A 12,263-nucleotide genomic window follows, 5' to 3' on the forward strand; every position below is an offset into this window, starting at 1 on the left:
GAAAAAGATGAAAACAAAACTTTTATTGGCATTGTTGCTTTACGCTCCTGAATTTTTATTCGGTGCCGAAGGAACTCATACATTGCCTTCAACATATATGGTAATTCCTTTTGTTATTTTATTATTAATGATTGCTACCGGACCATTGTTCTATCATCATTTTTGGGAACATCATTATCCGAAGGTTTCAATCGTTTTAGGTTTAATTACTGTTGTTTATTATATCGCGGTGCTTGGAGATACACTTAGTTTGCTGCATACCTTGACCGAATATTTGGCATTTATTGCTTTGCTTGCTTCGCTGTTTGTTGCATCCGGAGGCATTCTTATTAAAATTGATAAAAAATCTACTCCGCTGCTTAATACATTTATCTTATTATTTGGAGCTGTAATCGCGAATATTATTGGTACAACGGGAGCTTCAATGCTTTTAATAAGACCATTTATAAAGATTAACAAAAAGCGAATTAAACCGTATCAATTTATTTTTTTCATATTTACAGTAAGTAATGTCGGAGGCGCTCTAACTCCAATAGGTGATCCGCCATTGTTTTTGGGATTTTTACGCGGCGTGAATTTCTTTTGGTTCTTTGGTCATGTTTGGTATATCTGGCTTTTAGCTTTAATATTAATTTTAACAATTTTTTATGTGATAGATTCTAAAAATATTGCGCATAATGATGAAAGCGATTATTCAGGTAAAATTGAATTCAAGGGATTTAAAAACGTAATATATTTGGTGATAATTTTAATTTCGGTTTTTATTGATCCGGCTGTAATGTCTTGGGTTCCCAGTTTATATCCATTGCCGTTCGGAATTAGAGAAATAATTATGTTCACCATAGTTTATGTGGCTTATAAAACTGCTGATAAAGATATTTTAAGAGCAAATGAATTTGATTTTGAACCAATAAAGGAAGTTGCGTTTTTATTCATCGGAATTTTTGCGACAATGATTCCCGCACTTCAACTAATTGCGCATGAAGCTAATGTTCTTGGTGATCAATTAGTCCCGGGAATATTCTATTGGGCAACCGGAATATTATCAGCGTTTTTAGATAACGCGCCAACTTTCTTGAATTTTCTCAGCGCCGCAATGGGGAAATTTGGTTTGGATGTTAATAATATTGAGCAGGTACATCAACTTTCAATCGACTATTCAATTTATTTATCCGCGATTTCAGTTGCCGCTGTATTTTTCGGGGCAATGTCCTATATTGGAAACGGACCGAATTTTATGGTTAAATCAATTTGCGAAAGATCAGGAATAAAAATGCCGAGCTTTTTTGCCTATATTTTAAAATATTCCATTCCTGTGTTGCTGCCCGTTTTCACGTTAATTTGGTTATTATTTTATTATGGAGTTTAAAATGAGAACTTTAGATAATGTACTTAAAAATAAAGTTAACGGACTTTTTTACGGATCAAGAGTATTACTTCCGTTTGTAGGTGATATATTGAAAGCCGTTATAAATGAAGAAATAATTTATGATTTCAGTTCGGCTTCGGAAGGAGCGTATTATGAAAAATTTGATGATTATACCGAAATTTACTTTTTCGATCATGAAGATATTTTAACCGATGTTTCAAAATATGAAGTAATTAAATTAGTCGTTGTTGAAGAAGGGAAAGATATTTTCGATTTCAAGAATCATAGAAAAATCGCGCTTAATCCAAATGAAAATCATATTCTTGAAATATTTGAAATTGGTGATGACATAATTTTTATAGAATAATAAATGATTCCGCTATTTAGTATATCTCAAATAAAATCCGCTGATAAATTTGCCGTTGAAAATTATTCATTTCCATCAATTCTACTTATGGAAAATGCGGCAGAAAGCATTAAAGCGGCAATTCTATCCGAATTTTCGGAAATTGACAAACACAAAAAATTTGCAATAATTTGCGGCAAAGGAAATAACGGCGGCGACGGATTTGCATTGGCAAGGAAGTTAGCAATTGAAAATTATTTTGTAAACGTTTTAATTATTCCCAAGGAAAATGAAATTTCCGGAGACGCAAAAATAAATTTTGAAATACTTAAAAAAATTTCAAAGGAATACGGAAATCTTAGCTTAAAATTTTATAAAAAACATCAAGATATAAACTTTGTTAAAAACTCAAATTTTATTATCGATGCTATTTTAGGGACTGGTTCGTCGGGTGAATTAAAATTTCCAATTAATAATATTGTTGAAGAGTTAAATAAAAGTACTGCTGTAAAAATTTCTATTGATACACCAACCGGACTGAATCTTGAAACTGCAAGCGGCAATATAATTTTCAAAGCGGATTTAACCGTAACTTTGGCTGAATTAAAAACCGGATTGTTTTATGAATCGGGGAAACATTCTTCAGGAAAAATAGTTAAAGGTTCTATCGGAATCGGTCAAAATTATTTTGATAAACTCAGTATAAATGAATATTTAATTGAACCCGAAGACGCGCTTGCAGGACTTCCGGTAAAAACAGGCAACCTAAATAAATATTCCGCTGGAAAACTTTTAGCAGTTGCTGGATCGGGGAAAATGCCTGGTGCGGCAATTTTTGCGATAAATTCGGCAATGATCTCAGGCTGCGGAGCTGGATATTTGGCTTTCCCAAAATCTGTAAGAAGTTTAGTTCAGCCCAAAATGAACGCCGCGATTGTACTTAATTATAATGATGAAAAAAAAGAAATTTTAAATTCAGAAAATATAGATGAACTGCAATCGAAAATTAATTGGGCAGATGCAATTCTAATAGGACCGGGTTTGGGAAGGGATGAAAATACGCAAAATTCAGTATTTGAAATTATTAGAAAAAATCCGTCTAAAAAATTTCTTATTGATGCCGACGCTATATTCAGTTTAGGAAAAGGGAAATATAAAAAATTGAAATTGAACAATTCCGTATTAACTCCCCATCATAAAGAATTTGCCGATTTAACCGGTGTTGAACTTGAAGAATTAAAATTGAATTTAATAAAATTCGGAAGAAAATTTGTAGAAGAAACCAAATCAGTTTTAGTATTAAAAGGTGCGCCGACACTAATTTTTAACAAAAACGGTGAAGTATTTATTAATACTTCAGGCAATGCCGGATTGGCAAAATTTGGTAGCGGTGATGTTTTAAGCGGAATTGCAGCTTCGTTCATTGCTCAAAGTGGAAATTTGGAAAATTCGGCAATTTCCGCCGTTTATTTACACGGACTTGCGGCTGATATTATTTCAAGAAATGAGTCGGAATTTGGTATAACGCCGGAAAAATTAATTAAACAGATACCTAAAACAATCAAATTTTTGAGAAAATCATTTGTATAATTTTATAAAAGAAAACAGATTTAAAGTCTTGGTAATTCCGTTATTTATTTATTGGATAATTTTATTTATCGGAACAACTATGCCATCTCCGCAATATGTTGATGTTTTTGAGATTTCCGATAAAATTAAACATTTTACGGCTTATTTTATTTTATCATTTTTATTAGGTATGAACTTATATTTTCAGGAAAAATGGAAAGCTTTATCAAAATATTTTTTAAGCTATACTTTTATAATCTGCGTAACATATGGTTTACTTGATGAAATTCATCAAATATTTGTACCAAACAGAACGTGCGAATTTTATGATTGGCTGGCAGATTTATCGGGCTCGCTTCTTGCAGTTCTTTTATTAAGGTTTACCGTAAAAATTTTATTAAAAAGCAAGAATATTAATGAAACAATCAAATAAAAATTTTGTATAATTATTTGTCTACTATTTGACAATCAGCGAATGTTTTTTTATGTTTTAACACAAATAAATCAATTTTTTCTTTTAAGGAGTTAAGCTGTGGCATTAAAGAAAAATCCAAAAGTAGATTTAAAATTAAAGTACAGAAGAGTGTTTGAAATCAGTTTGATTGCAGCACTTTTACTTTTAATTTTATCTTTTAAGTACTTTCCAAGATTTGAAGGCAAATCTTTAGCGGTTGAAGCACCGCAGGAATTGGTTGAAGTTGAAGATGTTGATATTACAAAACAGGAAACAGCTCCTCCTCCTCCGCCAAAACCTCCTATTCCAATTGAAGCTCCTTCGGATAATGATCTTGAAGATATAGAAATTGAGGATACGGAAATTGATATAACTGACGAAGTTGCCGCTCCGCCTCCACCGGTTAAAGAAGAAGCTGAAGAAGTTCCGGTTGAATTCTTCGTAGCTGTTGAAGAAATGCCCGAACCGATTGGCGGAATTCAAGGAATTCAAGAAAAAATTGTCTATCCGGAAATTGCAAAAAGAGCTGGAGTTCAAGGTAGAGTTTATATTAAAGCTTTTGTTGACGAAGCCGGAGTAGTTCATAAAGCAGAAGTTATTAAAGGAATTGGTGCAGGTTGTGATGAAGCTGCTGTTGACGCGGTAATGAAAACAAAATTCAAACCTGGAAAACAAAGAGGTAAGCCTGTTAGAGTGCAGGTATCCATTCCAATTCTGTTTAAGCTTAATTAAAAAATTTAAAGCGTCTTTCGAGACGCTTTTTTTTTGCTGTGAAACAAAATCTTATTATTAAATGTTAAATTGTTATCACTTACCTAAGGAGATAACAATATGCCTGCCAAGAATCCAAAGTTTGATCTTAAGCTAAAGTACAAAAGAGTTTTTGAATTAGGAGTAATTTTTTCAATACTCCTTACAATTGCGGCATTTAAGGTTTTTCCCAGAATTGAAAAGCAGAATGGAATTCTCATAACGGATGATGAAGTAATTAATTTAGTCGACGTGGAAATTACCAAAACATATTCAACACCTCCTCCTCCAATGCCGGAAATTAAGCTTGAGACACCGGCTGATGAAGAATTGCCGAATATTGAATTGCCAAATACGGATTTAACTCCAGCAGAAGAAATTGACAAACCAAAAATGATAACTGAAGTAAAAGAAGAAGATAATGAACTGCCTCCATTTAAATGGGTTGAAAAAATGCCCGAAATTGTGGGTGGATTACCGGCTTTGAAAAGCAAAGTTGTTTATCCTGCTTTAGCTCAAAGATCCGGAATTCAGGGCAAAGTTGTTCTTAATTTAATTATCGATAAAAATGGAAATCCATCTGAAATTACGGTTGTAAAGGGCATAGGTTTCGGCTGCGACGAAGCAGCGATCGAAGCGGTTAAAGCAACAAAATTTTTACCCGGAGAACAACGAGGTAAACCGGTAAAAGTTATGCTGACTTTACCTATTGAATTTAAGCTAAACCTAAACTAATTTATAAATTAAGTGTATCATTAGAGATAATCTTATATAATATTTTTATATTTTTTCTAAAAATTTCTTATGATACACATTTTATTTTACCTATCCTTATCTAAAAATTCATATCTTTACAATAATAATTTACCAAAATGAATTTTCTTGAACTTTTAAATATTGATTTTCGCTACGAGAAAAATTCTCTCCCTTCCTTTTTTACAATTTCAAATTTGAACTTAACCATTAATTCGGGTGACTTTATCTCAATTATGGGACCAAATGGTTCGGGAAAATCGACTTTACTAAAACTAATAGGAAATCTTATTGTTCCTCATAAAGGAGAAGTTTTTTTAAACCAGAAAAATTATAAAAATTTTGAAAGAAAGGAATTTGCAAAGATTGTTTCATTTGTTCCGCAAGTAAACAGAACTTTTTTTCAATATTCAATTCATGAAATTATAATGATGGGTAGAACGCCTTATCAAAATATATTGGGAATTGAAAATAAAAATGACGAAGAGAAAGTTAATGAAGTAATGTCTCTGCTGGAAATTGATAATTTAAAACACAAAGGTATAAACGAAGTATCCAGCGGTGAAGCTCAGCGCGCGTTTATTGCCAGAGCAATTGTGCAGGAACCCAAAATAATTTTGCTTGATGAACCTAACGCGCATTTAGATATTAAACATCAGCTTGCTATTTTTAAAATATTGCATAAATTAAATACGGAAGATAATTTAACCGTTATTTTAATTTCACACGAATTGAATTTGGCAAGCTTCTTCAGTAAAAGAATTATTCTGATGAACAAAGGGAAAATTGAATTTGATTCAGTGCCGAAAGATGTTTTGACCGAACAAAATATTAAGTCTGTTTTTAATATTAATACATCGGTTAATCTAAATAATAATGAAGAACTTTTTATCAAAATATTACCAATGTAAAAATTAATGTCAGCACCGGTAAAAAACATATTGTTAATTATTGCCATTGCCATTGTAAATACTTTTTTATTGTACTTTGTTAAATATTATCAAAACGGACTTTCGCTTACGGAATTCAGTTTCTTAAAAACAGGTAATTTGATCAGTTTAATTTTACTTATCGTTTTTATAATCGGCGCATTATTGATGCTTCAGGAAAAGGATAGTTTCACTTTGATCAAAACGAGGATATTAATCACATTTTCATTTATATATTTACTGCCAATTCTGGTGATATTAATTATTAATTTTGCTGATTTCAAATTTGCCGATGAATTTCTTTTCGGATATCCCTTGAAGAAAATAATTCCGGCTATTTTATTTGTTTTCAATCAGGCTTTTTTTCTATTTGTACTTTTTCTTATATGGTTCACTTATCTCGGTTATCCTTTATTATCTTATTTTTTTTCAAGTATTGCGGTTGGATTTACAATTGTAATTCTATTGGCAATTTCATTTATATGCACATTTTTTATAAATGAATATAAAGTCGATAAAAAAAATAAATTTGATTACGGATTAATTTTAGGAGCCGCGGTTTGGAGCAAAAATAAACCAAGTCCAATATTTTCCGGAAGAATTGAGAAAGGCGCTGAATTATATAAGAAAGGTATTATTGATAAAATTCAATTAACCGGCGGAAACGCCCCTGGAGAATTGAGCGAAGCCAAAGCCGCTTTTAATTTTTTAAATGATAATTATAATATTCCAAGCTCCAAAATAATTATTGAAGAACAGACATCAACTACAAACGAGCAAATAAGATATATTAAAAATATTATTCAAAATAATATTGATGAAAAAAAAGTTATAATTATATCGGATAAATTTCACCTTAAACGAATATTGGAAATGGTATATTTTTATAATCTCAATGCTGAAGTGATCAGCTCAAATTATAAATTAAATATTCAAAAATCATTTTATTATAGATTTAGAGATTGTATTAGTATTGTTATGTTTTGGTTTTTTGCAATCTAACATTTTAATGGAGTACTAATGAAAAATTTTGATATAATGGAAAAATTTGGTCATGAACAAGTTATTTTTTGTTCGGATAAAGAATCCGGCTTAAAAGCAATTATTTCAATCCATGATACAACTTTAGGTCCGGCAATTGGCGGCACAAGAATGTTTAATTATTCCAGCTTCGATGAAGCATTGAACGATGTTTTAAGATTATCCAGAGGAATGACGTATAAAGCTTCTGTTTCGGGTTTGAATTTTGGCGGCGGAAATGCTGTAATAATCGGCGATCCGGAAAAACTAAAATCGGAAAGATTATTTAGAACTTTTGGCAAATTTATTGAAGGTTTGGCAGGAAGATATATTACCGCGGAAGACGTTGGAACAACAGTAAAAGATATGGAATACGTTTTAATGGAAACTTCATTTGTAACCGGAATCTCCAAATCTTTAGGCGGTTCGGGCGATCCGGCACCGGTTTCCGCATACGGAATTTACGTGGGTATGAAAGCCTGCGCAAAATCAAAGTGGGGAAGCGATTCCTTGCATGGGAAAAAAATTGTAATTCAAGGAGCCGGAAGAGTCGCAAAATATTTGTGTGAACATTTGTATAATGAAGGAGCCAAAATAACTGTCACGGATATTGTTGAATCTAAAATAAAAACTATTTTAGAATCCATTGATGCCGAATTTATTGAACCTAATAAAGTTTATAGTGAAGAATGTGATATATTTTCACCATGCGCTTTGGGCGCGGTTATAAATGACACAACAATTCCCCAATTCAAATGCGAGATAATTGCCGGGTCAGCAAATAATCAATTGGAAGATGAAAATAAACACGGAGCAATGTTAAAAGATAAAGGAATTCTTTACGCGCCGGATTATGTAATAAATGCGGGCGGATTAATAAATGTCGCGAATGAATTAAAAGGATATCGTCAAGATAGAGCATTAAAGCAGGCAGATGGAATTTACGATGTTTTAACAAAAGTGATAAAAATTTCGCAAGAACAAAATATTCCGACGCACTTAGCTTCAAATCAACTTGCAGAAGAAAGATTAAAACAAATAGGGGGAATAAAGAAAATTTATTCAACAAATTAGGATTATTTTTTTGATATGAAATCAAAAAGAAGAAAATTACGCGAAAAAATATTACAAGTTTTATATGCATACGATATGCATGGAGCAAGTCTTTCAGATATTATAAGCAGCCAGCTTGCAGAAATTTCTTTACCCGAAGATAAAGAATTTTGTATAAAAATTATTAACCTCGCTGTAGCTAATCGAAAGGAGATTGAAAGCAGAATTGAAAAAAGATTGGTGAATTGGGATGTTTCGAGAATTGCTGTTATTGACCTTATACTTTTAAGAATCGGCGTATGCGAAATTTTATTTGTCGAGGATATTCCGCCTAAAGTTACAATTAATGAAATTATAGAAATTGCGAAAGAATTCAGTACGGCTAAGAGCGGCAAATTTATAAATGGAATTCTTGACGCGATACTTGATGACATTAAAACAGAAGGACATTTAAAGAAAGCCGGCAGAGGACTAATTGAAAATTCCCTTCCAAAACAATTCTAATTCTGTTTTCGGTTCAAATAAATTTAAAATTTTTGTATGGACATTATACGATTTTGCCAATACTTCATACTCAATTGTAGTTGTTACATTTATTTTTGCGGTTTACTTTAAGGAAGTTGTTGCCCAAAAAATGCCAATCGGCGATCTATTCTGGAGTTTAGGAATCAGTATTTCAATGATATTGACCGGAATTATCTCGCCCGTACTTGGCGCAATAGCGGATTATTCTGCAGGTAAAAAAAGATTTTTATTATTCTTTACTTTATTGTGTATAATTCCAACTTCACTGCTTTACTTTACAAATGAAGGCGATGTAGTTTTAGCGCTTATACTATTTATTTTTGCTAATATCGGCTTTGAAGCATCTTTAGTTTTTTATGATTCATTTCTTCCGGAAATAACTTCGCCAAAGACATACGGAAGAGTAAGCGGATACGGATTCGCGATGGGTTATCTTGGTTCATTGGCTGTATTAGCTTTAGCTTTTCCGTTTATTGAATCGGGGAAGATTAAAGAAACATTTCCGCTCGCGGCATTTTTCTTTTTGATTTTTGCAATACCGATTTTCTTTCTGCTAAACGATACAAGAAGAAAAACAAATGACGATATATCATTTATTAAAATTGGATTGAGCAGGGTTTGGAATACAATTGAACATTTAAAAGGATATAAAAATCTTGCCTTGTTTCTTTTAGCTTTCTTCTTTTACATTGAAGGTGTTAACACGGTTATTTTCTTTGCCGGCAATTATGCTTCAACAACGTTAAAATTCACAATGCTTGAGCTGATACTTTTTTTTATAATTGTGCAGACGACTGCAATTTTCGGATCAATATTGTTCGGTATAATTTCTGATTCGATCGGGCAAAAAAGATCAATTATTATTTCATTGGCAATATGGATATTTACAATTTTAATAGCGTATTTAACTAGCGACATCAATTCGTTTTTAGTTCAATATTTAAGTGAATTTACAAACTATACTCCGAACCAAATAATGGTTAAATGTTTTTATTTTGTCGGACTTTTAGCCGGAAGTGTTATGGGCGCAACGCAATCAACGAGCAGAAGCTTAATGACCAAACTTACTCCGCAAAGTAAAAAAACGGAATTTTTTGGATTTTATTCTTTATTCGGAAAAAGTTCCGCCGTTGTGGGTCCATTGGTTTTTGGTTTGGTAAGTTTCAATTCAGGCAGTCAGAGATTGGCAATTTTATCCGTTGGAGTTTTCTTTATCATCGGTTTGTTTATTTTGAACTTTGTGAAAGACGAGGAAACCAATAATTAGTTTTTGATTTTGCCGAAATAAAATTTTAATAAGAAACCAAAAACACCTAAGGCAATAAACAGCCAAATAATTCCCCAAATTTGCGCGGAAACTCCTGTTAGATATTCCAAAATTTGAGTGTCGGTTACTCGAATGTTTTTAATTAAAAGATCTTCTTTAATATCTGTTATAACATACAGACAGCTTATTAAACCTACATATTGCAAAAAAAACTTCAAAATATTTTCCGGTAAATATTTTGAAATTAAAAATAATGTAACAGAAACAAGAAGACCTATAATGATTTGTAATTCACCTTTAACTAAATTGACCGTTGTTAAAAAAATAATAATTGCCAAAATATTCAAATACCATTTTCTAAATCGATTTGAAAAAGATGAAACAAAAAGCAGAGAGCCGATAACGATACTTCCCAAATAACCGGCTGACGCGATAAAAATTTGACTGCCGCCTTCGATTAAAGTCTTACCAGAAAGATTCAAATCAAAAGTTAAATATTTAGGTTCACCGCCGGAAATAATGCCGGCAAAAACGTGATTTATTTCGTGAAAAATTATTATAAAAATTTTGATAGGGAATAAAAGTTTGGAATCAAAAAAAATCAAACTAATTATTACGGCAAAAAGCAATAAAGAAAATTCTAAAGAATTATTTTGTGTGGTTTTGCCCAATTTATGACTATTATGAATAAATAATTAAAGCGTAATTATAATGGAAATATTAATGAAAAAATTATATGAATAAAATAATTATTTGACTATTAGAAATAAAAACGCAATTTATTATTTTTGATTAATAATTTAATAAAAAATTTGCGAGCGTAACTCAGTTGGTAGAGTGTCAGCTTCCCAAGCTGAATGCCGCGGGTTCGAATCCCGTCGCTCGCTCTAAATAATAAAATAATATTTGCAACTTTATTTTAATTAGCTTAAATTTACAGCTCAATTTTAATGGGAACTTAGCTCAGCTGGTTCAGAGCACCTGCCTTACAAGCAGGGGGTCATAGGTTCGAATCCTATAGTTCCCACAACATAAACCCTTATAAGACAATAACTTATGAGGGTTTTCTGTTTTAAAGAAATATGTACAGAAGTACATGTTGAAGTACAATCCTAAAATAATTTCTAAAAGTTTAATGGCTTAGTGCGTTAGTCTTTATAGAATATTACATTTCTAAAAATAATTTTATATCTTTCCCCATCCTATAATCATTTAATTCAAAACGTAACGGGGGTGTTATTTTTTTGATAAAGGATTAATATCGTTATGTTTTCTAAACCCGTTCTCTCCAAATCTACATACATCAAAGGTCTTCAATGCGATAAATCTCTCTATCTTAATAAACATCATTATAATTAGCTGACCAAGTATTTAAAAAATGAATTTATCCGTGAAGAAGTAAATAGGCGAATAAATTTTAAAGCGCGCCGGATAAAATTTGTATTTACAACCCTAAATCTATCATTCTTCCCCGAAAATATATTCCTGTAATCTAAAGCCATCATATCCTGAAAATATTATATACATAATTATTTCAATGTTCATTTTAAAACTAACAAATAACCAACTAATCAATATCAAAAACAAAAAAGGAGCAAAACTATGTCAATGGCAATATTGTTAGCAATAATCTTAATGCTGAGTGTAATTGCAAAAAGTGTAAACAAACATAATCTTGTGGATAGGACAATTGATCTGTTTGAAGATCCCAATTCAAGATGCAATCGATGCGGGAGATATGTTAAACTAGGATCAGGTTTATGGAGTAACAGGCTCAGGGATTATGATTCTATCGAAGTCAGGAAGTCTAAAGGAGCTAAATATCCGGAAGGTAATTTTATATGTGGAGATTGTTTAAATAAGGAATCAAAGAAGTAAAAGAATAATCTTGTCCGCCGGCGGGCAGGTAAAATATTAAAAAGCATTTCTAATAATATCATATCGACACGTATATCCTAGTAGGACTAAATATACAGATAGGGGAGGTAATAGAATTTCATTGCGAGCCACCCCCATGTTTCTCCTATTGTATTCTCAAATCATAAGGCAAAATATATGAGCGCCAAAGAAATTAATAGATAAATATTGAAATTTTGTAAGTATTTATACTTACAGTAAGTACTTATACTTATTTACAAAGAGATAAAATTCTCTTATATTGTATTTATTATTTAAGTTAATACAATAAAATAAAAATAAATGTAAGTTTAATGGCGAAGCTATGTAAA

13 protein-coding genes and 2 tRNA genes are annotated in these 12,263 nt (G+C 31.5%); 14 read left to right on the top strand and 1 reads right to left on the bottom strand.

The features are described from left to right. The first annotated feature begins 7 nt into the window (after nt 1-7). The 11 genes from IPK06_17575 (at nt 8) to IPK06_17625 (ending at nt 10,035) form a co-directional block, all read left to right on the top strand. On the top strand, nt 8-1,369 hold the full coding sequence (locus IPK06_17575) for a sodium:proton antiporter (GenBank protein ID MBK7981782.1): 1,362 nt from the start codon (nt 8-10) through the stop codon (nt 1,367-1,369). Between the two features lies 1 nt (nt 1,370). Then, nucleotides 1,371-1,736 (top strand): hypothetical protein, encoded by a 366-nt coding sequence (locus IPK06_17580; protein MBK7981783.1) that lies wholly within the window; start codon nt 1,371-1,373, stop codon nt 1,734-1,736. Nucleotides 1,737-1,739: 3 nt separating this feature from the next. After that, complete coding sequence (locus IPK06_17585) at nt 1,740-3,305, top strand: NAD(P)H-hydrate dehydratase (GenBank protein MBK7981784.1); 1,566 nt, start codon at nt 1,740-1,742, stop codon at nt 3,303-3,305. Continuing rightward, entirely contained in the window at nt 3,298-3,717 is a 420-nt protein-coding gene (gene vanZ, locus IPK06_17590; protein ID MBK7981785.1) for a VanZ family protein, read from the top strand. The genes IPK06_17585 and vanZ overlap by 8 nt, the downstream gene beginning before the upstream one ends. 99 nt (nt 3,718-3,816) lie before the next feature. Next, nucleotides 3,817-4,470 carry an energy transducer TonB gene (locus tag IPK06_17595; protein ID MBK7981786.1) on the top strand — a complete coding sequence of 218 codons (654 nt, stop codon included), beginning with the start codon at nt 3,817-3,819 and terminating at the stop codon, nt 4,468-4,470. Between the two features lie 99 nt (nt 4,471-4,569). Beyond that, nucleotides 4,570-5,223: a TonB family protein gene (locus IPK06_17600; protein ID MBK7981787.1), complete on the top strand. Its 654-nt coding sequence runs from the start codon at nt 4,570-4,572 to the stop codon at nt 5,221-5,223. A 137-nt stretch (nt 5,224-5,360) separates the two neighbouring features. Then, nucleotides 5,361-6,152 carry an ABC transporter ATP-binding protein gene (locus IPK06_17605; GenBank protein ID MBK7981788.1) on the top strand — a complete coding sequence of 264 codons (792 nt, stop codon included), beginning with the start codon at nt 5,361-5,363 and terminating at the stop codon, nt 6,150-6,152. A gap of 6 nt (nt 6,153-6,158) precedes the next feature. Beyond that, entirely contained in the window at nt 6,159-7,172 is a 1,014-nt protein-coding gene (locus IPK06_17610) for a YdcF family protein (protein ID MBK7981789.1), read from the top strand. An 18-nt stretch (nt 7,173-7,190) separates the two neighbouring features. Continuing rightward, nucleotides 7,191-8,264: a Glu/Leu/Phe/Val dehydrogenase gene (locus IPK06_17615; protein MBK7981790.1), complete on the top strand. Its 1,074-nt coding sequence runs from the start codon at nt 7,191-7,193 to the stop codon at nt 8,262-8,264. Between the two features lie 15 nt (nt 8,265-8,279). Then, on the top strand, nt 8,280-8,747 hold the full coding sequence (gene nusB / locus IPK06_17620; protein ID MBK7981791.1) for a transcription antitermination factor NusB: 468 nt from the start codon (nt 8,280-8,282) through the stop codon (nt 8,745-8,747). Further along, a complete protein-coding gene (locus IPK06_17625; GenBank protein MBK7981792.1) occupies nt 8,725-10,035 on the top strand; it encodes an MFS transporter in 1,311 nt (436 codons plus the stop codon). The genes nusB and IPK06_17625 overlap by 23 nt, the downstream gene beginning before the upstream one ends. On the opposite strand, the gene IPK06_17630 is transcribed toward IPK06_17625, so the two are convergent. Next, nucleotides 10,032-10,706 carry a M50 family metallopeptidase gene (locus IPK06_17630; GenBank protein ID MBK7981793.1) on the bottom strand — a complete coding sequence of 225 codons (675 nt, stop codon included), beginning with the start codon at nt 10,704-10,706 and terminating at the stop codon, nt 10,032-10,034. The genes IPK06_17625 and IPK06_17630 overlap by 4 nt on opposite strands. Nucleotides 10,707-10,849: 143 nt before the next feature. Here IPK06_17630 and IPK06_17635 point away from each other — a divergent pair. The 3 genes from IPK06_17635 (at nt 10,850) to IPK06_17645 (ending at nt 11,913) form a co-directional block, all read left to right on the top strand. Beyond that, nucleotides 10,850-10,922 (top strand) — tRNA-Gly (locus IPK06_17635). A 65-nt stretch (nt 10,923-10,987) separates the two neighbouring features. Continuing rightward, nucleotides 10,988-11,062: transfer RNA gene (locus IPK06_17640), tRNA-Val, on the top strand. Between the two features lie 575 nt (nt 11,063-11,637). Then, on the top strand, nt 11,638-11,913 hold the full coding sequence (locus IPK06_17645; protein ID MBK7981794.1) for a hypothetical protein: 276 nt from the start codon (nt 11,638-11,640) through the stop codon (nt 11,911-11,913). Nucleotides 11,914-12,263 lie beyond the last annotated feature (350 nt).

It is taken from the genome of Ignavibacteriota bacterium, assembly GCA_016713565.1.
Lineage (GTDB): Bacteria > Bacteroidota > Ignavibacteria > Ignavibacteriales > Melioribacteraceae.

What these genes read in the sequence shown, in the direction of transcription:
- IPK06_17605 (MBK7981788.1), top strand. Translation starts at nt 5,361, where the DNA reads ATGAATTTTCTTGAACTTTTAAATATTGATTTTCGCTACGAGAAAAAT.
- IPK06_17615 (MBK7981790.1), top strand. Translation starts at nt 7,191, where the DNA reads ATGAAAAATTTTGATATAATGGAAAAATTTGGTCATGAACAAGTTATT.
- IPK06_17585 (MBK7981784.1), top strand. Translation starts at nt 1,740, where the DNA reads ATGATTCCGCTATTTAGTATATCTCAAATAAAATCCGCTGATAAATTT.
- nusB (MBK7981791.1), top strand. Translation starts at nt 8,280, where the DNA reads ATGAAATCAAAAAGAAGAAAATTACGCGAAAAAATATTACAAGTTTTA.
- IPK06_17645 (MBK7981794.1), top strand. Translation starts at nt 11,638, where the DNA reads ATGTCAATGGCAATATTGTTAGCAATAATCTTAATGCTGAGTGTAATT.
- IPK06_17580 (MBK7981783.1), top strand. Translation starts at nt 1,371, where the DNA reads ATGAGAACTTTAGATAATGTACTTAAAAATAAAGTTAACGGACTTTTT.
- IPK06_17600 (MBK7981787.1), top strand. Translation starts at nt 4,570, where the DNA reads ATGCCTGCCAAGAATCCAAAGTTTGATCTTAAGCTAAAGTACAAAAGA.
- IPK06_17575 (MBK7981782.1), top strand. Translation starts at nt 8, where the DNA reads ATGAAAACAAAACTTTTATTGGCATTGTTGCTTTACGCTCCTGAATTT.
- IPK06_17610 (MBK7981789.1), top strand. Translation starts at nt 6,159, where the DNA reads ATGTCAGCACCGGTAAAAAACATATTGTTAATTATTGCCATTGCCATT.